24 protein-coding genes and 1 other RNA gene are annotated in these 25,256 nt (G+C 55.7%); 16 read left to right on the plus strand and 9 right to left on the minus strand.

Features of this window, described 5'->3' with window-relative positions:
• Positions 1-44: 44 nt before the first annotated feature.
• Positions 45-623 carry a lipoprotein gene (locus tag AB3U87_RS07915; protein WP_253455055.1) on the minus strand — a complete coding sequence of 193 codons (579 nt, stop codon included), beginning with the start codon at positions 621-623 and terminating at the stop codon, positions 45-47.
• 285 nt (positions 624-908) lie between these two features.
• Here AB3U87_RS07915 and bolA point away from each other — a divergent pair, with 285 nt between their 5' ends.
• The 4 genes from bolA (at position 909) to clpX (AB3U87_RS07935) (ending at position 5,161) form a co-directional block, all read left to right on the plus strand.
• Complete coding sequence (gene bolA, locus AB3U87_RS07920) at positions 909-1,223, plus strand: transcriptional regulator BolA (protein WP_253455054.1); 315 nt, start codon at positions 909-911, stop codon at positions 1,221-1,223.
• A gap of 320 nt (positions 1,224-1,543) precedes the next feature.
• The gene (gene tig / locus AB3U87_RS07925; RefSeq protein ID WP_253455053.1) at positions 1,544-2,848 is read left to right on the plus strand and encodes a trigger factor; all 1,305 of its coding nucleotides are present in this window, start codon (positions 1,544-1,546) and stop codon (positions 2,846-2,848) included.
• 326 nt (positions 2,849-3,174) lie between these two features.
• Positions 3,175-3,798: an ATP-dependent Clp endopeptidase proteolytic subunit ClpP gene (gene clpP, locus AB3U87_RS07930; RefSeq protein WP_125288429.1), complete on the plus strand. Its 624-nt coding sequence runs from the start codon at positions 3,175-3,177 to the stop codon at positions 3,796-3,798.
• 88 nt (positions 3,799-3,886) lie between these two features.
• Positions 3,887-5,161, plus strand: a complete 1,275-nt coding sequence (clpX, locus tag AB3U87_RS07935) for an ATP-dependent protease ATP-binding subunit ClpX (RefSeq protein WP_394148813.1) — start codon at positions 3,887-3,889, stop codon at positions 5,159-5,161.
• 123 nt (positions 5,162-5,284) lie between these two features.
• On the opposite strand, the gene AB3U87_RS07940 is transcribed toward clpX (AB3U87_RS07935), so the two are convergent.
• Both AB3U87_RS07940 and AB3U87_RS07945 read right to left on the minus strand, forming a co-directional pair.
• Positions 5,285-6,340 carry an acyltransferase family protein gene (locus tag AB3U87_RS07940; RefSeq protein WP_253455050.1) on the minus strand — a complete coding sequence of 352 codons (1,056 nt, stop codon included), beginning with the start codon at positions 6,338-6,340 and terminating at the stop codon, positions 5,285-5,287.
• 412 nt (positions 6,341-6,752) lie between these two features.
• Positions 6,753-7,337, minus strand: coding sequence for an ATP-dependent Clp protease proteolytic subunit (locus AB3U87_RS07945; protein WP_253455049.1), 585 nt, complete (start codon positions 7,335-7,337; stop codon positions 6,753-6,755).
• A gap of 308 nt (positions 7,338-7,645) precedes the next feature.
• Here AB3U87_RS07945 and clpX (AB3U87_RS07950) point away from each other — a divergent pair, with 308 nt between their 5' ends.
• From clpX (AB3U87_RS07950) to AB3U87_RS07975, 6 genes are all read left to right on the plus strand, one after another.
• Entirely contained in the window at positions 7,646-8,920 is a 1,275-nt protein-coding gene (clpX, locus tag AB3U87_RS07950) for an ATP-dependent protease ATP-binding subunit ClpX (protein ID WP_394148813.1), read from the plus strand.
• 187 nt (positions 8,921-9,107) lie between these two features.
• Positions 9,108-11,462, plus strand: a complete 2,355-nt coding sequence (gene lon / locus AB3U87_RS07955; RefSeq protein WP_125288434.1) for an endopeptidase La — start codon at positions 9,108-9,110, stop codon at positions 11,460-11,462.
• Between the two features lie 211 nt (positions 11,463-11,673).
• Positions 11,674-11,946, plus strand: a complete 273-nt coding sequence (hupB, locus tag AB3U87_RS07960) for a nucleoid-associated protein HU-beta (RefSeq protein WP_125288435.1) — start codon at positions 11,674-11,676, stop codon at positions 11,944-11,946.
• Between the two features lie 200 nt (positions 11,947-12,146).
• On the plus strand, positions 12,147-14,018 hold the full coding sequence (ppiD, locus tag AB3U87_RS07965) for a peptidylprolyl isomerase (RefSeq protein WP_253455046.1): 1,872 nt from the start codon (positions 12,147-12,149) through the stop codon (positions 14,016-14,018).
• Between the two features lie 139 nt (positions 14,019-14,157).
• The gene (locus tag AB3U87_RS07970) at positions 14,158-14,493 is read left to right on the plus strand and encodes a ComEA family DNA-binding protein (protein ID WP_253455045.1); all 336 of its coding nucleotides are present in this window, start codon (positions 14,158-14,160) and stop codon (positions 14,491-14,493) included.
• Positions 14,494-14,596: 103 nt separating this feature from the next.
• Positions 14,597-14,998 (plus strand): acyl-CoA thioesterase, encoded by a 402-nt coding sequence (locus tag AB3U87_RS07975; protein ID WP_125288629.1) that lies wholly within the window; start codon positions 14,597-14,599, stop codon positions 14,996-14,998.
• Here the strand turns inward: AB3U87_RS07975 and queC are convergent.
• The gene (queC, locus tag AB3U87_RS07980; RefSeq protein ID WP_301252341.1) at positions 14,990-15,685 is read right to left on the minus strand and encodes a 7-cyano-7-deazaguanine synthase QueC; all 696 of its coding nucleotides are present in this window, start codon (positions 15,683-15,685) and stop codon (positions 14,990-14,992) included. The genes AB3U87_RS07975 and queC overlap by 9 nt on opposite strands.
• A gap of 571 nt (positions 15,686-16,256) precedes the next feature.
• Between queC and AB3U87_RS07985 the strand changes: the two genes are divergently transcribed.
• From AB3U87_RS07985 to amtB, 4 genes are all read left to right on the plus strand, one after another.
• Complete coding sequence (locus AB3U87_RS07985; RefSeq protein WP_253461084.1) at positions 16,257-18,032, plus strand: SmdA family multidrug ABC transporter permease/ATP-binding protein; 1,776 nt, start codon at positions 16,257-16,259, stop codon at positions 18,030-18,032.
• Positions 18,019-19,773 carry a SmdB family multidrug efflux ABC transporter permease/ATP-binding protein gene (locus AB3U87_RS07990; RefSeq protein ID WP_253455041.1) on the plus strand — a complete coding sequence of 585 codons (1,755 nt, stop codon included), beginning with the start codon at positions 18,019-18,021 and terminating at the stop codon, positions 19,771-19,773. Before AB3U87_RS07985 ends, AB3U87_RS07990 begins: the two co-directional genes overlap by 14 nt.
• 250 nt (positions 19,774-20,023) lie before the next feature.
• Positions 20,024-20,362 carry a P-II family nitrogen regulator gene (glnK, locus tag AB3U87_RS07995; RefSeq protein WP_125288441.1) on the plus strand — a complete coding sequence of 113 codons (339 nt, stop codon included), beginning with the start codon at positions 20,024-20,026 and terminating at the stop codon, positions 20,360-20,362.
• 20 nt (positions 20,363-20,382) lie between these two features.
• On the plus strand, positions 20,383-21,684 hold the full coding sequence (gene amtB, locus AB3U87_RS08000) for an ammonium transporter AmtB (protein ID WP_370256072.1): 1,302 nt from the start codon (positions 20,383-20,385) through the stop codon (positions 21,682-21,684).
• Between the two features lie 62 nt (positions 21,685-21,746).
• Here the strand turns inward: amtB and tesB are convergent, their stop codons facing one another.
• Positions 21,747-22,607: an acyl-CoA thioesterase II gene (gene tesB, locus AB3U87_RS08005; RefSeq protein ID WP_301252343.1), complete on the minus strand. Its 861-nt coding sequence runs from the start codon at positions 22,605-22,607 to the stop codon at positions 21,747-21,749.
• A gap of 199 nt (positions 22,608-22,806) precedes the next feature.
• Here tesB and AB3U87_RS08010 point away from each other — a divergent pair, with 199 nt between their 5' ends.
• Entirely contained in the window at positions 22,807-23,367 is a 561-nt protein-coding gene (locus tag AB3U87_RS08010) for a YbaY family lipoprotein (RefSeq protein WP_301252345.1), read from the plus strand.
• Positions 23,368-23,394: 27 nt separating this feature from the next.
• Here AB3U87_RS08010 and AB3U87_RS08015 read toward each other — a convergent pair whose 3' ends face one another.
• Entirely contained in the window at positions 23,395-23,706 is a 312-nt protein-coding gene (locus AB3U87_RS08015; protein ID WP_394148814.1) for an MGMT family protein, read from the minus strand.
• A gap of 189 nt (positions 23,707-23,895) precedes the next feature.
• Between AB3U87_RS08015 and ffs the strand changes: the two genes are divergently transcribed.
• Positions 23,896-23,992: signal recognition particle sRNA small type (gene ffs, locus AB3U87_RS08020), an RNA gene on the plus strand.
• Positions 23,993-24,034: 42 nt separating this feature from the next.
• Here the strand turns inward: ffs and AB3U87_RS08025 are convergent.
• From AB3U87_RS08025 to AB3U87_RS08035, 3 genes are all read right to left on the minus strand, one after another.
• Positions 24,035-24,253: an HHA domain-containing protein gene (locus AB3U87_RS08025; protein WP_125288446.1), complete on the minus strand. Its 219-nt coding sequence runs from the start codon at positions 24,251-24,253 to the stop codon at positions 24,035-24,037.
• A 28-nt stretch (positions 24,254-24,281) separates the two neighbouring features.
• The gene (gene tomB / locus AB3U87_RS08030; protein ID WP_125288630.1) at positions 24,282-24,662 is read right to left on the minus strand and encodes an Hha toxicity modulator TomB; all 381 of its coding nucleotides are present in this window, start codon (positions 24,660-24,662) and stop codon (positions 24,282-24,284) included.
• A gap of 143 nt (positions 24,663-24,805) precedes the next feature.
• Positions 24,806-25,159: a hypothetical protein gene (locus AB3U87_RS08035; protein ID WP_253455033.1), complete on the minus strand. Its 354-nt coding sequence runs from the start codon at positions 25,157-25,159 to the stop codon at positions 24,806-24,808.
• Between the last annotated feature and the right edge of the window lie 97 nt (positions 25,160-25,256).

Raw genomic sequence — 25,256 nt, forward strand, 5'->3', positions numbered from 1 at the left:
ACAAACCTTAAACAGTGCCCGCCAGCGCGGCGGGCAAGGCTATATTAACGGGCGTTTTGCTTGATAAACTCGTGAATGCTGGTGTCCTGCGCCATATCGTCGATGACGTCGCCCAGCGTCGCGTTGACCGCGTTGGTGATCTTATCGTTGGTGGCGTTAAACGCGCCTTCGACGCTGTAGGTCTGACGGTAGTTTTTCACCTGCTTGTTGCCGTTTTTTGCGGTAGCAATAATAGAGATATCGGCCTTGGTGGTAATGCTGTAGCGCACGTTGCCCTGGGTAACGTCTGAATAAAGGTTGTTCACCACGATCTGCAAATCAACCGCGCCGTTCGGGCCGATCATATAGCCGCGCGCGCCCATTTGTTTCTCCAGCACTTCCTGAAGCAGGAAACGCAGATCGCGGGACGGGGTCAGCGTGACCAGCTGGCCGTCGCGGTTCACTTTGGCGAGCGCTTTATCGCTACGCTGATCGGCACCGTTAATGCTGACGGTGACGCCCATCAGGCTCGGATCCTGCTGCGGCAGTTTGATGACTGGCGAAACGTTCAGCGTGGTGCTGTTGGTGGCGCAGCCGGCCAGCATAAATACCGCCAGCAGAGGGAAGAATAATTTTTTTAGCATGCTTATGTTCTCGATTTTATGGGGTGTAGTCCGGACAAAACCGAGGTCATCATAACATTGCCTGTAGCAAGAGGAAGCCCCGGCGACGCGCAAATTCATTACCTTATCTTTTCACCCGGGCGGTCGGACGCGCTTTCTGCGCGCGGACAGTTGCAGCCGCCAGCGGGAAAATGCACAGTAGCGCGCCTGAACGGCGGATATTTTTCCGTAAACGGATCGGCAGGCGGCGAAATCCGGCTAATATTGAATAAGATGGGGCGCATCAGGTCGTAGAGGAGTGTGGTTATGATCCGCGAACAAATAGAAGAAAAGTTGAGAACGGCATTTACACCCGTGCACCTGGAGGTTCATGACGAAAGCTATCGTCACAATGTGCCTGCAGGGGCGGAAAGTCACTTCAAGATAGTTATCGTCAGCGACAGCTTTCTTAACCAGCGCTTTCTGATGCGGCATCGCGCCATTTATGGCGTGCTGGCCGACGAGCTGGCGGGAAGCGTCCACGCGCTGGCGCTGCATACCTATACCGAAAAAGAGTGGGTAGGGTTACAGGACACGGTTCCGGCTTCGCCCAACTGTCGTGGTGCCGGTACGCTGGCCTGAGGCAATCTCTGAAAATCTGAAGCGGCCTGCGGGCCGCTTTGTTGTTTCTGGTCGAAAAAACCGCGTTAACCCTTTCTTTTACTCCTTTCAGATGCAAAAAGCGTGAACCTTAACAAAATGGCGGCGCGTTGCAGCCTCGACTCGCTTTGCCGTTGCCGCTATAATGCTGCGTCTGTTTTTCCGAATGTCTTCGGGACGCTTCTGACAACAGGGAATGCGGTTCTGACATCAGAGGCCGTCCCGGTTCTTAGTCTTACTTTGCCCTGACGGGTAGAGCGAGTCTGAAGTTGACCGAGCACGTGATTTTTTGAGGTAATAAGATGCAAGTTTCAGTAGAAACAACTCAGGGCCTGGGCCGTCGCGTTACGATTACCGTTGCTAAAGATGTGATCGAAAACGCGGTGAAAAATGAGCTGGTCAGCGTAGCGAAAAAAGTGCGTATCGACGGTTTCCGTAAAGGGAAAGTGCCGATGACCGTGGTTGCACAGCGTTACGGCGCGTCTGTTCGTCAGGACGTGCTGGGCGATCTGATGCAGCGCAACTTTGTTGATGCGATCATCAAAGAGAAAATCAATCCGGCTGGCGCGCCAAACTACGTGCCGGGCGAATACAAAACCGGCGAAGACTTCACTTTCTCCGTAGAGTTCGAAGTCTATCCGGAAGTCGAGCTGAAAGGCCTGGAAGCAATCGAAGTTGAAAAACCGGTTGTTTCCGTGACCGACGAAGACGTCGATGCCATGCTGGACACCCTGCGCAAGCAGCAGGCGACCTGGAAAGAAACCGATCGCGCAGCGGCAGCTGAAGATCGCGTGACCATCGACTTCTCCGGCTCTGTAGACGGCGAAGAGTTCGAAGGCGGCAAAGCGTCCGACTTCGTACTGGCGATGGGCCAGGGCCGTATGATCCCAGGCTTTGAAGACGGTGTGGTTGGCCACAAAGCGGGCGAAACCTTCACTATCGACGTGAACTTCCCGGAAGACTACCACGCTGAAAACCTGAAAGGGAAAGCGGCGAAGTTCGAGATCGTGCTGAAGAAAGTTGAAGAGCGCGAGCTGCCGGAATTCACCGAAGAGTTCATCAAGCGTTTCGGCGTGGAAGATGGCTCCGTAGCGGGCCTGCGTACCGAAGTGCGTAAAAACATGGAGCGCGAGCTGAAAGGCGCCGTGCGTAACCGTGTGAAGACTCAGGCTATCGACGGCCTGGTCAGCGCTAACGACATCGAGGTGCCGGCTGCCCTGATCGACAGCGAAATCGACGTGCTGAAGCGTCAGGCTGCACAGCGCTTCGGCGGTAACGAGAAGCAGGCTCTTGAGCTGCCTCGCGAACTGTTCGAAGAGCAGGCTAAGCGCCGCGTGGTGGTTGGTCTGCTGCTGGGCGAAGTTATCCGCAGCCACGAGCTGAAAGCGGATGAAGATCGCGTGAAGACCCTGATCGAAGAGATGGCGTCTGCCTACGAAGATCCGGCTGAAGTGATCGAGTTCTACAGCAAAAATAACGAGCTGATGAACAACATGCGCAACGTCGCGCTGGAAGAACAGGCGGTGGAAGCCGTGCTGGAAAAAGCCAAAGTGACCGAAAAAGCGACAAACTTCCAGGAACTGATGAACCAGACCCAAACGGCCTGATCGTCTGATTTTTCAGGATAAATTAAAGCCCGCGGTCATCATGACCGCGGGCTTTTTTCTTTTATCCGCCGGATGGCGTGACATTATGGGCCTTATTCGCTCATTAAAGCGGCAAATTATCGACTATGCTACTTTTCCTGGTTAGCAGCCGCCTGAAAACGTTGTTATGCTTGAATTAGCGGGGGTGTATCCCCAGATAGTAAAGTTACGGTAAGGCTTTAGGATCGCCGATAGCTTTCGGGTGAATAAAGTTGGGGACATAGTGTTCCGGAACGCTCTCAAGTAGAATTGGTAGTGTGGCCAAATGAAAAATCCAGGAGACGGTAATGTCATACAGTGGCGAACGTGAACAAACAGCACCTCATATGGCTTTAGTGCCAATGGTGGTTGAACAAACTTCTCGCGGAGAGCGTTCTTACGACATCTTTTCCCGCCTGCTGAAGGAGCGCATTATCTTCCTGACCGGCCAGGTCGAGGATCATATGGCGAACCTGATCGTCGCGCAGATGCTGTTTCTGGAAGCAGAAAACCCGGAAAAAGATATCCACCTTTATATTAACTCTCCTGGTGGCGTAATTACCGCGGGCATGTCTATTTACGACACCATGCAATTTATCAAACCTGACGTCAGCACCATCTGTATGGGCCAGGCCTGTTCAATGGGTTCTTTCCTGTTGACCGCCGGCGCGAAAGGCAAACGCTACTGCCTGCCGCATTCCCGCGTGATGATCCACCAGCCGCTGGGCGGCTTCCAGGGTCAGGCGTCGGATATCGATATTCACGCGCGTGAAATTATCAAAACCAAGCAGATGATGAATGAGCTGATGGCCAAACATACCGGTCAGAGCGTCGAAACCATCGAGCGCGACACCCAGCGCGATCGTTTCCTTTCTGCCAGCGAGTCGGTGGAGTACGGTCTGGTCGACGCCATTTTGAACCAGCGCGGTTAAGCGGCGCTGGTTGGTAAAAGAGATTGCTGCCGTCATAAAGGCAGACTGACGGCCTGGGCCGTCAGCGTTAAACAAGAGGGGCAAGTTAATGACAGATAAGCGCAAAGACGGTTCAGGGAAGCTGCTGTACTGCTCTTTTTGCGGCAAGAGCCAGCATGAAGTCCGCAAGCTGATTGCCGGCCCGTCAGTCTATATCTGCGACGAATGCGTCGATTTATGTAACGACATCATTCGCGAAGAGATCAAAGAAGTCGCGCCCCACCGCGAGCGCAGTTCGCTGCCGACGCCGCACGAAATCCGCGAGCATCTGGACGACTACGTTATCGGCCAGGAGCGGGCGAAGAAGGTGCTGGCGGTGGCGGTCTACAACCACTACAAGCGCCTGCGCAACGGCGACACCAGCAACGGCATCGAGCTGGGCAAAAGCAACATCCTGCTGATTGGCCCGACCGGCAGCGGCAAGACGCTGCTGGCGGAAACGCTGGCGCGCCTGCTGGACGTACCGTTTACCATGGCCGACGCCACCACGCTGACCGAAGCGGGCTACGTGGGCGAGGACGTGGAAAACATCATCCAGAAGCTGCTGCAGAAGTGCGACTACGACGTGCAGAAAGCGCAGCGCGGCATCGTTTACATCGATGAAATCGACAAGATTTCCCGCAAGTCGGACAACCCGTCCATCACGCGCGACGTGTCGGGCGAGGGCGTGCAGCAGGCGCTGCTGAAGCTGATTGAGGGCACGGTCGCCGCGGTGCCGCCGCAGGGCGGGCGCAAGCATCCTCAGCAGGAGTTTCTGCAGGTGGATACCTCGAAAATCCTGTTTATCTGCGGCGGCGCGTTTGCCGGGCTGGACAAGGTTATCTCGCAGCGCGTGGATACCGGCTCGGGCATCGGCTTTGGCGCGACGGTAAAAGGCAAGGCGGAGAAGGCGACGGAAGGCGAGCTGCTGGCGCAGGTGGAGCCGGAGGACCTGATTAAGTTCGGTCTGATCCCGGAGTTTATCGGCCGTCTGCCGGTGGTGGCGACGCTGACCGAGCTGAGCGAGGAAGCGCTGATCCAGATCCTGTGCGAGCCGAAGAACGCGCTGACCAAGCAGTATCAGGCGCTGTTCAGCCTGGAAGGGGTGGAGCTGGAGTTCCGCGAAGAGGCGCTGAAGGCGATAGCGGGCAAGGCGATGTCGCGCAAAACCGGGGCGCGCGGGCTGCGCTCAATCGTGGAGGGCGCGCTGCTGGACACGATGTACGACCTGCCGTCGATGGACGACGTGGAAAAAGTGGTGATCGACGAGTCGGTTATCGCGGGCGAATCGGATCCGATGCTGATCTACGGCAAGGGCGAGGCGCAGCAGGCGTCCGGCGAATAGTTCTCTGTACGACCTGTCCCCCTGAAAAAGAGAGCCTTCCGGCTCTCTTTTTTTTATCGGCCCGATCTTTCAGCCATTGACCGCCTGAAAAGCCAGACGTGGAGCCTGCTGCCTGTCGTGCCCTCAGCCTGCTCTGACGCTACGGCCCCGCAGCATCTTCCACGCGCCGCCTCTTTCAATCAAATGGTAGAGATGTTTTGAAATAAACAGCGACAGCGCGATAAACAGCAGCAGAACCGCCACCTTGATCGGGGAAGAGTCCAGGCCGACACGGGCAAGATTATTAAAGACAATCCACTTCGCGGTATAAAAGTTGGCATGGAAAAGATAGAGCGAATAAGAGTACATGCCGATAGCGTGAAGTTTATCGTAGGCAAAGCCTTTAAAATCCTCCATGTTGGCCATCAGCAGCACAAAGGTCCAGGAAGGCAGGCATGACCCCAGCAGATCGCGGATTTGCAGATTGGTTACGCCCTGTCTGGCCATCAGCCACAGCAGCAGCATAGCGACAGGGATCAGCAAAAATACGGCGGGATTTTTTTTCACGTGGTGGAAACCCAGCTGCCGTCCGCACATGCCGACGATAAACGACAGCAGCGCAAGGTTGCCCGCCACGGATTTGAACGTAACGCCGTGCCAGCCCAGATAGCCGTCATTACCCCAGGTCATGTTGGTCGCAATAAGAATGGCGAGCATCGCTACGGTGGTAAAGGAGAAAACAAAGGCTTTTTTATTCAGCAACGTTTTGCCTACGCAAAGCAGCAGATAAAAATAGAACTCGTAGACCAGCGTCCAGGCCGCCGGATTCGCCATCGATTCCGACCAGTTATAGGGCAACGCCTCTCTGTCCCACTCCGTCCAGGGGATGAGAAAGAGATTATGCAGAAGATAAGTTAATGAGCCGGTCTTGTGGAGCGTATATAAGATAAGGGGAATGGAGAGGATGAGGTAGGCGGGATAGATCCTTTTTATTCTGTTTTTAATAAAGGCGCCCGCTGACTGATCCTCTCTGAAGGTGTGCATCATAATATAGCCGCTCAGGAAGAAGAACATCGATACGCCAACCTGTCCTGCACTGAAGAAGTGAGCAACGGCGCGGGGTGAGAGATGCTCCAGCACCACGCACAGCGCGGCCAGCCCCCTGACAATCTGCAGATTGTAGATTTCTTTACGGATCATTTTCTTTTCCTTAACCATAAACGGCAAGGAATATACACGGAGTTATGGCTGGTACATATTCCTGGGCGGGAGATTCGGATAATGCTTAGTTTTACTTATGATTTGGCAGTGAGGCAGAATAAAAAAAGCCTCCGGTTAAGGAGGCTTCAGGCTGCTGAAAATTAAAGGGTCTGTACGAACTGGTTTTTTACAGCGAAACATCAGCTTCGTACAGCAGAGGCTGAGCGGATAAACGGACCGTTTGGCGCATGGACGCGCCAACCGAGCCTCCACGAACGGATCTGCGGCGTATCCGTGTTCCGATCTGCCTATGGTGTTATTCTCCGGCCCGAACGCGACTTAATGAAAGAGCAGGAGTTTGTCAGCAACCTCAGCCTCCGGTTAAGGAGGCTTCAGAAGGAAGGAAAAGGGATTAACCTTTCAGCTCGTCCCAGTGGGTGATCAGATGGCTGGCGATGCCGTATTCAATCGCCTGCTGTGGACCCATCCAGTAGTTGCTGTCCGTATCCTGTTCCACTTTTTCCAGCGGCTGGCCGGTTGCTTTGCTGATCAGCCGGTTGATACGGTCACGCGCGCGCAGCAGCTCGTTGGCTTCGATTTCGATATCGGAAACCTTGCCGCGCACGCCGCCCAGCGGCTGGTGGATCATAAAGCGGGTATTAGGCAGCGTATAGCGATCTTCTTTCTCCGCCGCCAGGAAAATGGTGATGCCCGCGCTGGCTACCCAGCCGGTGCCGATAACCTGTACCTTCGGCTTCACGAACTTGATCATATCGTGAATGGTATCGCCAGCTTCGACGTGGCCGCCCTGACTGTTGATAAACAGCTTGATCGGCTCATCGCCCATTTCCTGCAGGATCAGCAGCTGGGCGGTAACTTTCTCCGCCAGCGCCTGATCGATTTCGCCAGAAATGATCACAGATCGGGCTTGCAGTAACTTGTTAAGCGCCAGAGAGGATTTCTCTTCCGGGCTCTCTTTCTTTGGCTCCTGAGACATTATTTAGACTCCATAGGAAACGATCTGTATAAGTGACAAGAGTTTAGCATAATCCATTCAACAGCTAAATCAACTGTGGCGGCGCTGAATGATTGCCTGCCAAAACAGCGGCTTATTAGCCGTTCCCGTTACTTTTCATCACCTGGCGCCCGCTGCCTTACCGGATACTGATAAAAAATCACGGCGGCTGACAGGCGCAGCGCGTCCCGGTTTTGCTGCCAAAACGCCCCTGAAATGCGCTATATTAGGATCTGGTCCATTAATGAACACAGCCTGTAAGGGCCGCTGATAAGCCATGAGGTTAACTGATGACAGATAAGCGCAAAGACGGTTCAGGGAAGCTGCTGTACTGCTCTTTTTGCGGCAAGAGCCAGCATGAAGTCCGCAAGCTGATTGCCGGCCCGTCAGTCTATATCTGCGACGAATGCGTCGATTTATGTAACGACATCATTCGCGAAGAGATCAAAGAAGTCGCGCCCCACCGCGAGCGCAGTTCGCTGCCGACGCCGCACGAAATCCGCGAGCATCTGGACGACTACGTTATCGGCCAGGAGCGGGCGAAGAAGGTGCTGGCGGTGGCGGTCTACAACCACTACAAGCGCCTGCGCAACGGCGACACCAGCAACGGCATCGAGCTGGGCAAAAGCAACATCCTGCTGATTGGCCCGACCGGCAGCGGCAAGACGCTGCTGGCGGAAACGCTGGCGCGCCTGCTGGACGTACCGTTTACCATGGCCGACGCCACCACGCTGACCGAAGCGGGCTACGTGGGCGAGGACGTGGAAAACATCATCCAGAAGCTGCTGCAGAAGTGCGACTACGACGTGCAGAAAGCGCAGCGCGGCATCGTTTACATCGATGAAATCGACAAGATTTCCCGCAAGTCGGACAACCCGTCCATCACGCGCGACGTGTCGGGCGAGGGCGTGCAGCAGGCGCTGCTGAAGCTGATTGAGGGCACGGTCGCCGCGGTGCCGCCGCAGGGCGGGCGCAAGCATCCTCAGCAGGAGTTTCTGCAGGTGGATACCTCGAAAATCCTGTTTATCTGCGGCGGCGCGTTTGCCGGGCTGGACAAGGTTATCTCGCAGCGCGTGGATACCGGCTCGGGCATCGGCTTTGGCGCGACGGTAAAAGGCAAGGCGGAGAAGGCGACGGAAGGCGAGCTGCTGGCGCAGGTGGAGCCGGAGGACCTGATTAAGTTCGGTCTGATCCCGGAGTTTATCGGCCGTCTGCCGGTGGTGGCGACGCTGACCGAGCTGAGCGAGGAAGCGCTGATCCAGATCCTGTGCGAGCCGAAGAACGCGCTGACCAAGCAGTATCAGGCGCTGTTCAGCCTGGAAGGGGTGGAGCTGGAGTTCCGCGAAGAGGCGCTGAAGGCGATAGCGGGCAAGGCGATGTCGCGCAAAACCGGGGCGCGCGGGCTGCGCTCAATCGTGGAGGGCGCGCTGCTGGACACGATGTACGACCTGCCGTCGATGGACGACGTGGAAAAAGTGGTGATCGACGAGTCGGTTATCGCGGGCGAATCGGATCCGATGCTGATTTACGGCAAGGGCGAGGCGCAGCAGGCATCTGGCGAATAAATAACCACATCTTTCCAACCGGTTAGCGCAAATGGGGGAAATTTTTCCCCCATTTACTTTTCTCTCGCACATAACGTTGAATGTCTTACATTCATCCCCATATACTCAACTACCTGTGGGTAAAACTGCATGCCTGACGATTGCGGTTCCCCTCACCCTGGCGGAAATTAAACTAAGAGAGAGCTCTATGAATCCTGAGCGTTCTGAACGCATTGAAATCCCTGTGTTGCCGTTGCGTGACGTAGTGGTTTATCCGCACATGGTAATTCCGTTGTTTGTAGGCCGTGAAAAATCGATTCGCTGCCTTGAAGCCGCCATGGATCATGACAAAAAGATCATGCTGGTCGCACAGAAAGAGGCTTCAACGGATGAACCTGGCATTAACGATCTCTTCTCTGTAGGGACCGTAGCGTCAATTTTACAGATGCTGAAGCTGCCTGACGGCACGGTAAAAGTGCTGGTCGAAGGGCTGCAGCGCGCGCATATCACTACGCTCGCCGATAACGGTGACCATTTTACGGCTCAGGCGGAATATCTGGTTTCGCCTGAAATTGACGAACGCGAGCAGGAAGTGCTGGTCCGCACGGCGATTAACCAGTTTGAAGGCTATATCAAACTGAATAAGAAAATCCCGCCGGAAGTGCTGACCTCGCTGAACAGCATTGAAGACGCCGCGCGTCTTGCGGATACCGTCGCCGCCCATATGCCGCTGAAGCTGGCCGACAAACAGTCCGTGCTGGAGATGTCCGACGTCAATGAACGTCTGGAATATCTGATGGCGATGATGGAGTCGGAAATCGATCTGCTGCAGGTGGAAAAACGCATTCGTAACCGCGTGAAAAAGCAGATGGAAAAGAGCCAGCGCGAGTACTATCTGAATGAGCAGATGAAGGCGATTCAGAAAGAACTGGGCGAAATGGACGACGCGCCGGACGAAAACGAAGCGCTGAAGCGCAAAATCGACGCGGCGAAAATGCCAAAAGAGGCGCGCGATAAAACCGAAGCCGAGCTGCAGAAGCTGAAGATGATGTCGCCAATGTCGGCGGAAGCAACGGTGGTGCGCGGCTATATCGACTGGATGGTCCAGGTGCCGTGGAACGCGCGCAGCAAGGTGAAGAAAGATCTGGTGAAGGCGCAGGAAACGCTGGATACCGATCACTTTGGCCTGGAGCGCGTGAAAGACCGTATCCTGGAATATTTAGCGGTGCAGAGCCGCGTCAGCAAAATTAAAGGGCCGATCCTGTGCCTGGTGGGACCGCCGGGCGTGGGTAAAACCTCGCTGGGCCAGTCGATCGCTAAGGCGACCGGCCGTAAATATGTCCGTATGGCGCTGGGCGGCGTGCGCGACGAAGCGGAAATCCGTGGGCACCGTCGTACCTATATTGGTTCTATGCCGGGCAAGCTGATCCAGAAAATGGCGAAGGTTGGCGTGAAGAACCCGCTGTTCCTGCTGGATGAGATCGATAAAATGTCCTCGGACATGCGCGGCGACCCGGCATCGGCCCTGCTGGAGGTATTGGATCCCGAGCAGAACATCGCTTTTAACGATCACTATCTGGAAGTCGATTACGACCTTTCCGACGTGATGTTTGTAGCGACGTCTAACTCCATGAACATTCCGGCACCGCTGCTGGACCGTATGGAAGTGATCCGTCTGTCGGGCTATACCGAGGACGAAAAGCTTAATATTGCCAAACAGCACCTGCTGCCGAAGCAGATTGAGCGTAACGCCCTGAAAGCGAGCGAGCTGACCGTAGACGACAGCGCCATCGTGGGTATCATTCGCTATTACACCCGTGAAGCGGGCGTGCGTAGCCTTGAGCGTGAGCTGTCTAAGCTGTGCCGTAAAGCAGTGAAAACGCTGCTGATGGATAAGAGCGTTACCCATATCGAAATCAATGCCGATAACCTGAAGGATTTCCTGGGCGTGCAGCGTTTCGACTATGGCCGCGCCGACAGCGAAAACCGCGTAGGACAGGTTACGGGTTTGGCATGGACGGAAGTGGGCGGCGATCTGCTGACCATCGAAACCGCGTGCGTGCCGGGCAAAGGCAAGCTGACCTATACCGGCTCGCTGGGCGAGGTGATGCAGGAGTCCATCCAGGCGGCACTGACCGTGGTACGCGCGCGTGCAGAGAAGCTGGGCATTAACGGCGACTTCTACGAAAAACGCGATATCCACGTGCACGTGCCGGAAGGCGCCACGCCGAAAGATGGCCCAAGCGCGGGTATCGCTATGTGTACGGCGCTGGTTTCCTGTCTGACCGGTAACCCGGTGCGCGCCGACGTGGCGATGACCGGCGAGATCACGCTTCGCGGCCAGGTTCTGCCTATCGGCGGCCTGAAAGAGAAGCTGCTGGCAGCGCATCGCGGCGGCATCAAAACCGTGCTGATCCCGGATGAAAACAAGCGCGATCTGGAAGAAATTCCGGACAACGTGATTGCCGATCTGGATATCCACCCGGTGAAGCGTATCGAAGAAGTGCTGACCCTGGCCCTGCAAAATGCCCCATACGGCATGCAGGTTGCCACGGCGAAATAGTGATATAAGACAAAAAGACCCTAAATCCAGAGCTGGCAGACGAATTCGTACTTGCCAGCTTTTTTTTGTGCCGTTAATTTAGGGGGCTGTTAAGCCGGTGAAGGTCTGAACAGGCCCTGCTTTTACGACTCGACAAACAACGATAATTGATGCGTGCTCGTAACGGGGGGAAGCCCGTTTGCGAAGTAAATAATAAAGAGGGGATGATTGAGTGAATAAGTCACAGTTGATCGACAACATTGCTGCAAACGCTGATATCTCTAAAGCAGCGGCGGGACGCGTGCTGGATGCTTTTATGGAAGCGGTAACCGACTCTCTTAAAGCGGGCGACGAAGTGGCGCTGGTAGGGTTTGGCACATTTTCCGTGCGTGAGCGCGCAGAGCGTACCGGACGCAACCCGCAAACCGGTAAAGAAATTACTATTCCTGCGGGCAAAGTCCCGGGATTCCGCGCCGGTAAGGCGCTGAAAGACGCGGTTAATTAACGTCAGGCAAGCAATTTCTTCGGTGGAATGAGGACTGTCCTGACGTTCTCATGTACCATACGAGGCACATCACACTATGATGTGCCTTTTTTGTTTCAACGGTCGCAAGAGCCTGATACGCAGCGGCGTGGAGCGCCCCGGGAACGTGGGAAGCAAGCGCAAGGGTTTACATTCATAATACAGCGGAGTGTTGTCACACCATGATGGACAATTTACGCGCGGCGTCGAACCATGTCGTGCTCAAAATTATACTGGGTCTGATCATCCTCTCTTTTGTTCTGACCGGGGTGGGCAACTACCTGATCGGCGGCAATGGAGATTATGCAGCTAAGGTCAATGGCCAGGAAATCAGTCGCGCCCAGTTGGAAAGAGCGTTCAGCAACGAACGTTCGCGTCAGCAGGAAATGCTGGGCGAGCAGTTCTCACAGCTGGCCAGCAATCCCGCTTATCTTCAGCAGATCCGCCAGCAGGCGCTTTCTCAGCTGGTAGATGAAGCGCTGCTGGATCAGTATGCGAAAGATCTGCAGCTGGCGGTTAGCGACGATCAGATCAAGCAGGCTATTTTCAACCAGCCGGCCTTCCAGACTAACGGCAAATTCGATAACGCCCGTTATCTGGCGATTATTAACCAGATGAATCTCACTGCCGATCAGTACGCTCAGGCGCTGCGCAAGCAGCTGACCACGCAGCAGCTGATTGCGGCGGTGACCCGCACAGACTTTATGCTGCCGGGCGAAACTGAATCGCTGGCCGCGCTGGTTTCTCAGGAGCGCCTGGTGCGTGAAGCGACTATTAACGTCGCGGCGCTGGCAGCGAAGCAGAACGTCAGCGACGAAGAAGTCAAAAACTACTACGAGCAGAATAAAAACAGCTTTATGGCGCCGGAGCAGTTCCGCGTCAGCTATATCAAGCTGGATGCGGCCTCGTTGCAGAAAGCGCCGAGCGAAAGCGATATTCAAAGCTGGTACGACAGCCATCAGCAGGACTATACCCAGCCGCAGCGCAGCCGTTTCAGCGTGATCCAAACCAAAACCGAAGCCGATGCGCAGGCGGTTCTGGACGCGCTGAAAAAAGGTGGCGATTTTGCCGCGCTGGCGAAAGAGAAATCCATCGATCCCATCTCTGCCCGTAAAGGCGGCGATATGGGCTGGCTGGAGCCGGATACCACGCCGGACGAGCTGAAAAGCGCTAACCTGACGCAGAAAGGTCAGCTGTCGGGCGTGATCAAATCCTCCGTCGGCTTTATCGTTGCTCGTCTTGATGACGTTCAGCCGCAGCAGATCAAACCGCTGGCGGCCGTACACGACGACATCGCCGCTAAGGTGAAACACGAAACGGCCGTCGACGCTTATTACAAGCTGCAGCAGAAAGTGAGCGACGCGGCCAGCAACGACAACGAGTCGCTGGCGAGCGCGGAAGAAGCGGCAGGCGTAAAAGCGGTGGAAACGGACTGGTTCAGCCACGACAATCCACCGGCCGAGCTGAATTTCAGAGCGGTAGAGCAGGCGATCTTTAACGGTGGTCTGCTGGGGGATAACGGCGCGCCGGGCAGCAACTCCGATATCATCACGGTTGATGGCGATCGTGCTTTTGTGCTGCGTATCGCCGCCCACAAGCCGGAAGCGGTTAAGCCGCTGGCCGAGGTCAGTGCCGAAATCGTAGCCACGCTGAAAAACCAGAAGGCGCAGGCGGAAGCGAAGGCCCAGGCGGAAAAACTGCTGGCCGATCTGCAGGCGGGCAAGGGTATGGATGCCATGAAGGCGGCTAATCTTAGCTTTAGCGAGCAGAAAACGCTGACGCGCAGCGGTCAGGATGCGATAACGCAGTCCGCCTTCGCGCTGGCGCAGCCGACCAAAGACAAGCCTGTGTACGGCATCAGCGAGGACGGGCAGGGCAACGTTGTGCTGCTGGCGCTGGATCAGGTACGCAGCGGCACGCTGCCGGAAGCGCAGAAGAAAGCGATGGTGCAGGGCATCACGCAGAACAATGCGCAGATCGCCTTCGAAGCGCTGCTGAGCAACCTGCGCAAAGAAGGCAAGATCAAGTACGGCGCAGCCGCGCAGGCGCAATAAGCCTCGCAAAAATCCTGCAAATTATTGCAAACCCAAAGGCCGCTTATGCGGCCTTTTCCATTTCTGTCATCTGCCGTTTGTGGCGCCGGTTGGTTGGGCGTAGCCTGACGTTGCTGTCAAACACATGGAGGAGAACAGCATGAAAACAACCTTACAGGCTTTATGTTTTACCCTGCTGCTGGGCGGCGCTTCGCCGCTGTACGCCGGGCCGGCCATCGATAACGTCAGCGCGCCGCAGGCCAGCGCGCAGCCGAGCGAGGAAAAGAAACCGCCGCAAAGCGAATCGGTCAGTATTAATCACGCCACGGCCGAAGAGCTGAGCGCCGTAATGAACGGCGTAGGGCTAAAAAAGGCGCAGGCTATTATCAGCTATCGCGAGCAATACGGCCCTTTTACGCAGATAGAGCAGCTAAAAGAAGTGCCCGGTATTGGTAATGCGCTGGTAGAGAGGAACCTGACCAAACTGAAACTGTGATCGCTTTCTCGACTTGCCGTTGCGGCCCCACGCATCGTGGCGTACGGGCTGCTACGCTGAAAGAGGTCATACCAGTCGGTATGGCCTTTTTTGGGAGAAGATTATGCAGATTACGATTAAGGTTCGCGGTTATCATTTGGATGTTTACCAACACGTCAACAACGCGCGCTATTTAGAATTTCTGGAAGAGGCGCGCTGGGCCTGGCTGGAAAAACTGGCCGCCTTTCGCTGGATGAATGATAACCGGCTGGCTTTTATCGTAGTCAATATTAACATTAACTACCGTCGCCCGGCGGTGCTGGGCGACGAGCTGGCGATTGCCAGCCATCTGGTGCAGCTGGGCGGGAAAAGTGGCGTTATCGGCCAGACCATCACGCTGCTGCCGGAGGGGGAAGCAATAGCCGATGCGACGCTGACCTTTGTCTGCATCGATCTGCGCACGCAAAAAGCGCAGCCGATCGTCGGCGAGCTGAAGCAGCGGCTGGAAGAGATGCTGTCAGCGTAGCCCGGTTTTGCGCTGCATCTCCTGCATCACCGTAGCGCTGTTAATCTGGTAATCGCGCAGGCCGTTGGCGCGCAGATGGCAGGCAGCGCATTCGCCGCAGCCGTCGCCCTTGATGCCGTTATAGCAGGTAAGCGTGTCGTTGCGCACCAGCGCCAGCTGCTGCCAGTAGTCCGCCAGCGCCCAGGTTTCGGCTTTGTTCAGCCACATCAGCGGCGTTTCAAAGCGAACCAGACGCGCCATACCCAGCTCCACGGCATGGTTCAGCGCCTTAACAAATTCGTCGCGGCAGTCCGGGTAACCAGAAAAGTCGGTTTCGCAAACGCCGGTAATTACCGCTTCGGCCTCAACCTGGTAAGCATAAATCGAGGCCAGCGTCAGGAACAGGATATTACGTCCCGGCACAAAAGTGCTTGGCAGGCCGCTGGCGTCGGGATCCCAGGCCGGAACGGGGATGCTGTCGCGGGTCAGGCTACTGACGGCCAGCTCGTTAAGCAGCGTGACGTCCAGCACTTTGTGCGCTCTTGCGCCCAGCGACTGCGCCAGCTCGCGAGCGATATCGATCTCTGCACGATGCCGCTGACCATAGTCAAAGGTCAGGCAGTGCACTTCGTCATACTGCTGCAAAGCCTGGATCAAACAGGTGGTTGAATCCTGTCCGCCGCTGAATACCACTACTGCACGTTTCATACTTTTTACCTCATTAATCTGTTGGGGCGTATGGTACTGCCTGACGTGGCATAAAAACAGGGGCAGGAGCCGCGCATGTTGGTTAGCCAGGCGAAGCCCGGCACGGCGTTGTGTTGCCCGCGCGGAAGCTGACAACATGGCTATAAACCTGACGGCAACGCCCTGGCGGCTCGGGTCGTTACGGTCATGCGTGCCAATGGTTCGTGAACAAAACGCTGTTTCTTCAGGTAACAACAGGCTGAACGTAACGCATTTACGGGAAAATCATTTACGCTATTCCCTGTAAACTACAGGGGCAACGGAGATTTATTCTTCTGCAGGCGCATACAAAAGATAAAACAGGGTCCAGGCTGTTTTTACGGCACCCGATAGCGGAACAAGGCCACCGTAAATTATGGCGGATGCCGCGTCTCTCATTACTCCGACATGCCGGAAACGCTTGAAATGGCCGGAACAGGAAGGCTATATTCGCGGCCGGGTCGCGCTGATGGCGGCGGTCCAGAGAAATAAATACACATTGGCGCTGCCGCTGAACCACGGCGCTCGCCCGAACCTGACCAGGACGTTTATTGTGCGACTTTTCAGCCAGTTGAGCTGGTACTTTATGCGTGAATGGCGCCGCTATCTTGGCGCCGTTTTTCTGCTGATTATCATTGCGCTGCTGCAGCTGCTGCCGCCGAAGCTTGTCGGTACTATCGTGGACGGCGTCTCCCATCAGCAGATGAGTGCTTCGCGCCTGCTGATGTGGGTGGGCGTGATGCTGCTCACGGCTATTGTGGTCTATCTGCTGCGCTACGTCTGGCGCGTGCTGCTTTTCGGCGCCTCCTATCAGCTTGCCGTCGAGCTGCGGCAGGACTTCTATCGTCAGCTTAGCCGTCAGCATCCCGAATTTTACCTGCGTCACCGTACCGGTGATTTGATCGCCCGCGCCACCAACGATGTGGATCGCGTGGTGTTTGCCGCCGGAGAAGGCGTGCTGACGCTGGTTGACTCGCTGGTGATGGGGCTGGCGGTGCTGGTGGTGATGAGCACGCAGATTAGCTGGCAGCTGACCCTGCTGGCGCTGCTGCCGATGCCGGTCATGGCGATAGTGATCAAACGCTACGGCGACCAGCTCCATCATCGTTTTAAGCATGCTCAGGCCGCCTTTTCGTCGCTTAACGACAGAACGCAGGAGAGCCTGACCAGCATTCGTATGATCAAAGCCTTTGGGCTGGAAGACCATCAGTCCGGACAGTTCGCCGATATCGCCCGCGACACGGGCCAAAAAAACCTGCGCGTGGCGCGGATTGACGCCCGCTTCGATCCTACTATTTATATTGCCATCGGGCTGTCGAACCTGCTGGCGATCGGCGGCGGCAGCTGGCTGGTCTGGCACGGTCAGATGACGCTGGGCCAGCTGACCAGCTTTGTCATGTACCTTGGCCTGATGATCTGGCCAATGCTGGCGCTGGCCTGGATGTTTAATATCGTCGAGCGCGGCAGCGCGGCCTGGAGCCGCATTCGCTCGCTGCTGGCAGAGGCGCCGGCGGTTGAGGACGGCAGTAAAACGCTGCCGGAAGATCGCGGCCAGCTGCAAATCGCTATCAGGGAATTTTGCTATCCTGGCGCGCAGCAGCCCTCGCTACGCCATATCAACGTTAACCTTAAGCCCGGCCAGATGCTGGGGCTGTGCGGGCCGACAGGCGCCGGGAAAAGCACGCTGTTAAGCCTGATCCAGCGGCACTTCGATATTGCGCAGGGCGACATCCGCTATCACGGTATTCCGCTGCCGCAGCTGCGTCTGGACAGCTGGCGTAGCCGCATGGCGGTCGTCAGCCAGACGCCGTTTCTTTTTTCCGACACCATCGCCAACAATATCGCATTGGGTCGACCTACGGCGCAGCAAAGCGATATTGAGCGCGCCGCGCGGCTTGCCTGCGTACATGAAGATATTCTGCGGCTGCCCCAGGGCTACGATACCGAAGTTGGCGAGCGCGGGGTGATGCTTTCCGGGGGACAGAAACAGCGTATATCTATTGCCAGGGCGTTGCTGCTGAACGCGGAAATCCTGATCCTGGACGATGCGCTGTCGGCGGTCGACGGCCGTACCGAACACCAGATACTGCATAATTTAAGAAAATGGGGCGCAGGAAGAACCGTGATTATCAGCGCGCACCGTTTGTCCGCCCTGACGGAAGCCAGTGAAATCCTGGTGATGCAGCAGGGCACGGTGGCCCAGCGCGGGCAGCATGAGGCGTTGATTGCCCAGGACGGCTGGTATCAGGATATGTATCGTTATCAGCAGCTGGAAGCGGCGCTGGACGAGGACGAAATCGCGAAAGGGGTACCGCATGGCGAATCTTAATCAGCTCTGGCCCACGCTGAAACGCCTGCTGCGCTACGGTTCGCCGTGGCGGAAATCGCTTGGCCTGGCGATAGTATTGCTGTGGATAGCGGCGGTGGCGGAAGTGCTCGGCCCGGTGCTGGTCAGCTATTTTATCGATAACATGGTGGCGAAGCATTCCATGCCGCTGGGTCTGGTCACCGGGCTGGCCGTCAGCTTTCTCCTGCTGCAAATCCTGGCCGCCGCGCTGCACTACTGGCAGTCGCTGCTGTTTAACGAGGCGGCGGTAGGCGTAGTGCAGCGGCTGCGTACGGACGTCATGGACGCCGCGCTGCGCCAGCCGCTGAGCGCTTTTGATACCCAGCCCGTTGGCCAGATTATTTCACGCGTGACCAATGACACCGAAGTCGTGCGCGATCTCTACGTCACCGTGGTAGCCACCGTGCTGCGCAGCGCGGCGCTGATCGGTGCCATGCTGGTGGCGATGTTCAGTCTCGACTGGCGCATGGCGCTGGTGGCGATAATGATTTTTCCGGCCGTACTGACCGTGATGCTGATTTATCAGCGCTACAGTACGCCTATCGTACGGCGAGTGCGTAGCTATCTGGCCGATATTAACAACGGCTTTAATGAAGTGATCAGCGGCATGAGCGTGATCCAGCAGTTTCGTCAGCAGGCGCGCTTTGGTGAGCGGATGAGCGAAGCGAGCCGCTCGCACTATCTGGCGAGAATGGAAACGCTACGGCTGGATGGCTTTCTGCTCCGGCCGCTGCTCAGCCTGTTTTCCGCCATGATCCTGTGCGGGCTGATGCTGCTGTTTGGCTTCTCCTCCAGCGGCAGCTTCGAGGTTGGCGTGCTTTACGCGTTTATTAACTACCTGGGCAGGCTAAACGAGCCGCTGATTGAGCTGACCACCCAGCAGTCGATGCTGCAACAGGCGGTAGTGGCCGGCGAGCGCATTTTTGAACTGATGGACGCGCCTCGCCAGCACTATGGTCAGGATAGTCGGCCGCTGGCCTCGGGGCGCATTGAGATTGAACATCTGAGCTTCGCCTATCGCGACGATCGCAACGTGCTCAACGATATCAACCTCAGCGTGCCTTCGCGCAGCTTTGTGGCGCTGGTCGGCCATACCGGCAGCGGGAAAAGCACGCTCGCTAACTTGCTGATGGGCTACTACCCGGTGAAGCAGGGTGAAATTCGCCTGGACGGCAGGCCGCTGACCGGGCTCAGCCACGGCGTGCTGCGCGAAGGCGTGGCGATGGTGCAGCAGGATCCGGTGGTGCTGGCCGACACCTTTTTCGCTAACGTGGCGCTGGGGCGTTCGATAAGCGAAGAGGCGGTCTGGCACGCGCTGGAAACCGTTCAGCTTGCCGAACTGGCGCGCTCGCTCTCCGACGGTATCTATACGCGGCTGGGTGAACAGGGTAACAATCTTTCCGTGGGTCAGAAGCAGCTGCTGGCGATGGCGCGCGTGCTGGTCGCCTCGCCGCAAATTCTGATCCTGGATGAAGCGACGGCGAATATTGATTCCGGCACGGAGCAGGCGATCCAGAAAGCGCTTAAGGCCGTTCGTCAGCAAACCACGCTGGTGGTTATCGCTCACCGACTCTCTACTATTATCGATGCGGATACCATTCTGGTGCTGCACAGAGGCCATGCGGTAGAGCAGGGCAACCATCAGCAGCTGTTGGCGAAACAGGGCCGTTACTGGCAGATGTATCAGCTCCAGCTGGCGGGCGAGGAGCTGGAAGAAACGTAATACCGCTTCGCTGCACTAAAAGCAGGCGGTCGGGCTGATAAAACAGCGGCGATGCACAATTTCGACGCGTAACGCACCTTAATGGTGCGTTTTCTTTTTCCCTCTATGCTTAATGTCATCATCAGGCCGCCACGCGTACGCAATATCTGCCGCCGCGCCTTTTAAAACGCACGTTTCTGATTTATGGCACAGCCTTTGCTTTGGTTAACGCAGGGCGGAATCACCGTTTTCTTTAGCTGGAGGGGATCGTATGAAGCTGGTTACCGTGGTAATCAAACCGTTTAAATTAGAAGACGTGCGCGAGGCGCTTTCTGCCATTGGCATTCAGGGCCTGACCGTCACCGAAGTCAAGGGATTTGGTCGCCAGAAAGGCCATGCCGAGCTTTATCGCGGCGCTGAATACAGCGTGAACTTCCTGCCAAAAGTTAAAATCGATGTGGCGATAGCGGACGACCAGCTGGACGAGGTTGTCGACGTTATCAGCAAGGCCGCCTACACCGGCAAAATTGGCGACGGTAAGATTTTTGTCGCTGAACTACAGCGGGTTATCCGTATTCGCACCGGCGAAGCGGACGAAGCCGCACTCTGATCTCGGGGCTAAGAATTGTGATGGGATGGGATAAAATGAGAAAAATGACTACCTTCGGCCTCGCCAGCCTCAGCCTGTTGCCCTCGCTTGCGATGGCGGCGCCGCCAGCCGTGGCGGACAAGGCCGATAACGCCTTTATGATGATTTGCACCGCGCTGGTGCTGTTTATGACGCTACCCGGCATTGCGCTTTTCTACGGCGGCCTGATCCGGGCCAAAAACGTCCTGTCCATGCTGACTCAGGTTTCCGTGACCTTTGCAATGGTGTGTGTTATCTGGATGCTCTACGGCTATTCGCTGGCCTTCAGCACGGGCAACGCTTTCTTTGGCGACTTCAGCATGGCGATGTTGAAAAACATTCAGCTGACGGCGCTGGTTGGAACCTTCTACCAGTATATTCACGTTTCGTTCCAGGCTTCCTTTGCCTGCATTACCGTCGGCCTGATCGTTGGCGCGCTGGCCGAGCGTATTCGTTTCTCTGCGGTGCTGATCTTTGTGGCTATCTGGGTCACTTTCTCCTATCTGCCCATCGCGCACATGGTCTGGTCCGGTGGACTGCTGGCGCAGGACGGCGCGCTGGACTTTGCCGGCGGCACCGTGGTGCATATCAACGCCGCCGTTGCCGGTCTGGTCGGCGCTTACCTGGTCGGCAAACGCGCGGGCTTTGGCAAAGAAGCCTTTAAACCTCACAACCTGCCGATGGTCTTCACCGGCACGGCGATCCTGTATGTCGGCTGGTTCGGCTTTAACGCCGGTTCGGCGAGCGCGGCTAACGAAATCGCGGCGCTGGCATTCCTGAACACCGTTATGGCGACCGCAGGCGCGATGCTGAGCTGGACGTTTGGCGAATGGGCGCTGCGCGGCAAGCCTTCGCTGCTGGGCGTCTGCTCCGGTGCGATCGCGGGTCTGGTGGCGATTACGCCAGCCTGTGGCTATGTTGGCGTCGGCGGCGCGTTGGTTATCGGTATTATCGGCGGTCTGGCGGGCCTGTGGGGCGTTACCGTGCTGAAAAGATGGCTGCGCGTTGACGATCCCTGTGACGTGTTCGGCGTGCACGGCGTGTGCGGTATTGTAGGCTGCATCCTGACCGGCGTTTTCGCTTCTTCTTCACTGGGCGGCGTCGGCTATGCCTCTGGCGTAACGATGGGGCATCAGATTTGGGTGCAGCTCTATAGCGTAGGCATTACGGTGGTCTGGACGGGCGTGGTCGCCTTTATCGCCTTTAAGGTTGCGGATATGACAGTCGGCCTGCGCGTAACCGAGGATCACGAACGTGAAGGTCTGGATGTGAACAGCCACGGCGAAAACGCTTATAACCAGTAAGCCGACTCGCAGGAGCCGCCCTCGCTAACAAACCCCGCGCTCTGCGGGGTTTGTTATTTCAGCTACTGACGCAGGCGCATCACGCCTTCCTGCACCGTTGAAGCGACCAGTATCCCATCCTGAGTAAAGAACTCACCGCGTACGAAGCCTCTGGCACCGGATGCCGACGTGCTCTCCACGCTATAAAGCAGCCACTGATTCAGGTCGAAAGGGCGGTGAAACCACATCGAGTGATCGATAGTGGCGACCTGCATTCCCGGTTCCAGAAATCCTTTGCCGTGCGGCTGGAGCGCGACCGGCAGGAAGTTAAAGTCCGAGGCGTAGCCCAGCAGGTATTGGTGTATACGCCTGTCGTCCGGCATGGGGCCGTTAGCCCGCAGCCAGACATGGCGCACCGGTTCATCAACGTGGCCTTTCAGCGGGTTGTGAAATTTAACCGGGCGGATTTCAAACGGTTTTTCTGACAGGAACTTTTCACGCGCCTTTTCAGGGATAAAATGCGACAGCTGTTTGGCGATTTCGCCTTCCGTCGTCAGGGACTCCGGGCCAGCGACGTCCGGCATCGGTTTCTGATGCTCAAAACCTGTTTCCGGCGCCTGGAAAGAGGCGGTCATATAAAAAATAGGCTGGCCGTTCTGGATGGCGCTGACCCGGCGGGCGCTGAAGCTGTGCCCGTCGCGCAGGGTTTCTACGTCGTAAATAATGGCTTTCTGGCTGTCGCCGGGCCGCAAAAAGTAGCTGTGGAACGAATGGATAATGCGCTCCGCCGGGACCGTCTGCTTGGCGGCATAAAGCGCCTGGCCGACCACCTGACCGCCAAAAACCTGACGCAGGCCGAGATCCTCGCTCTGGCCGCGAAACAGGCCCTCTTCCAGCTTTTCCAGGTTCATTAAATTTAACAGTTCGTGCAGTGCCTGACTCATGGCGGCTTCCTCAATAGTCGGTTCCCTTTCAGTTTGCGAAACCGAACCCGCTGCCGTCAACGTCGGGGAAAAATATTCTTCCGCACGCGTTCCTTATTTGGCTTACAGGCGAAAATCAATAACCTGTGCCAGAATTAAGGCTTACGGGGCAGGCTTGCTGTCCCTTATGTCCCGCATTGATCGCAAGGAGAATAAATCAATGAAACTTTGGCCTGTATTGACCGGCGCCGCTTTGGCGGTCGCACTTTCCGGATGTGCTGATAAAGGTAGAGATGTCCCCACGCCGACGCTGGCTTCCAAAGTCGCGGGGGAAGCAGATACGCTGCGCCAGCCGCACGTTAGCGGAACCATTACGCTTCCGGCCAACGTGCGCCTGCCGCCTGATGCTTCATTAACCGTGATGCTTTCTGATGCTTCCCTGTCAGACGCACCGGCAAAAGTGATTTCACAGCGCGTAGTGCTGACCGATGGCAAACAGGCGCCGTTCAAATTTATCCTGCCTTTCAATCCGGCGGACATTCAGCCTGACGCCAGGATCCTGCTGAGTGCAGCGGTAATTGTCGATCGCAACGTCGTATTAATAGCCGATTCTATTAAGCCGGTTATTAACGGCGGCGGTACAAAAGACCAGACGCTTAACCTGAAGGCCGTGCCGGCGAAAGCCCTACCGACGGCTCAACGCGCGCCTGTGGCGGTACCCTCGACTTCACCTACGCTGGTGACGCCGACCTCAACCGTGCCTGCGCCAACTTCACTGTAATGGTTTCCGCCCCTTTACGGGGGCGGTTCATCCCTGCCAGCGGTAGCGCTCCAGCGCAATTTTTCCGTTATGATCCACTTCTACGCCCTCTGCCAATAAAGCCTGGCGTTGGCGATCGAGATCGCCGCCCGTTAACGAAATCTCACCCAACCGGTTAATGACTCTGTGCCATGGAAGCTTGCTGCCTGCCGGTAGCCGTTTTAATACGCCGCCAACCTGACGCGCGGCGCGCGGCGAACCCGCCAGCCGGGCAATATCGCCATAGGTGGTCACCTTACCGTAGGGAATAGCGGCAACAATTTGCCAGATACGGCGTGGAAAAGTGTCTTGTTCAGTCATCTCTGCTCCCCGTTACTGCAAATAAAGTAATCGAAAGCGGTCTTAAGCTGAAGGGATGTGGCGGATAATAGCAGGGGAAAGGGCAATGTTGTGCAAGAAAACAACGGTCGTCGGGCGCGGGCTTGCAATTGCCCAGGGGTTCATTGATAATGCCCTCGCTCCATTACATGGGGCAATCAATGGGGGCCCGGTTGGTTCTCCCGCAACGCTAACTTGTGAACTCGGTCAGATCCGGAAGGAAGCAGCCGCAGCAGGTGACGCGTGTGCCGGGATGTAGCTGGCAGGGCCCCCACCCAATTCCTCCGGGGAACCCTCACCGCTTCATCTCTTATCGTACAAACTTCCAGACAGAAACCGGCACTTTATCGTAAAGCTTATTCATGGTCAGTTCGGCAAGCCGATGATCCGCCGCTGAATAAAATACGGCCAGCTCATTATCAGATAATTCGTATTTGTTTTTTTCGATAACGCGTTCGAGCGTGTCAATTGAACGGCATCGTCTTAAACGCATCAGATAATCAGTTTTCGTAAGTAGTTTATCTGTCATTATTAAACCATTGAAAAAATAAAGGTTACTAAAATGAATGGCTTGTCTGTGCGGTAACGACAGCACATTCCTCTGTAAAAACGTTGAACAGCCGTTTCGCTGATTTCTGCCAGCGCTGAAGATCCTGGCCATTAATACCGTAGTTGCTGAAAAGCATAAAGGTATCGTCAAGATATTCATCAATCTGACTAATCAACTCGCTGTCTTCAATATGCTTAATTTTGTAATTCATGGTAAACCCGGCAATATGCTCAATCAGGTCATTAAGCTGCAGGTTAATTGCTGAAGTTGGATCGTTAACCCAGCCGTGATGGCTATCGCCTAACGTGGCCAGACTTTCATCATACAGGTTTTCACACAAAAATTTCAGCTGGGCAATATCATGCCTTTTCGGTGAGTATTCGTCCATCTTTTTCCCCTCCATAGCCAGTGAAAAATGGTATACCGCAGGCTTTCTGCGAGCGGGGTGCCAGGAAGCGATATTGAATCTCGTGCGAGTGCTTTAATAAATATAACTCTCTTAAATTGTATTTTGAGTACTATTACTAAAAATTACAATTCATCCGCGGCTGCGGCGCGTTCCGTATCAATAAAATCAAATATCAGCGCATCGGGCTGGCTTTCAAAATTTACTGACTGGGTGGTCGTTTCATCTGCATCGATATCAAGACAGGCGTTGAAAACGTTCCAGCAGAAACTGTAAGTCATTTTGTAACCCGACGGCGCCGTTTGTTCAACTGAAATAATTTTCACACTTCCCGGAACATATTGCGCATTTTGTGAATACCATAACAGTGAGCCAGTTAACTCGGTTTCTATTTTGGGAATAATCCGCTGAATAAGGCTAATCCATTCGGACTCATTTTCTTCATCAGGCGCTGAAGAGACAGGAATACGTTTGCGCATTTTTTCTCCACAGAGTTAATAAACGCTTATACAGATAATTGTTGTTAGCTTTAAAATAATCAAGCCGCTTAAAAAGAGAAAAAACTATCTTGATGAT

It is taken from the genome of Erwinia plantamica (assembly GCF_043420595.1).
In the GTDB taxonomy this organism is placed as follows: Bacteria; Pseudomonadota; Gammaproteobacteria; order Enterobacterales; family Enterobacteriaceae; genus Erwinia; species Erwinia aeris.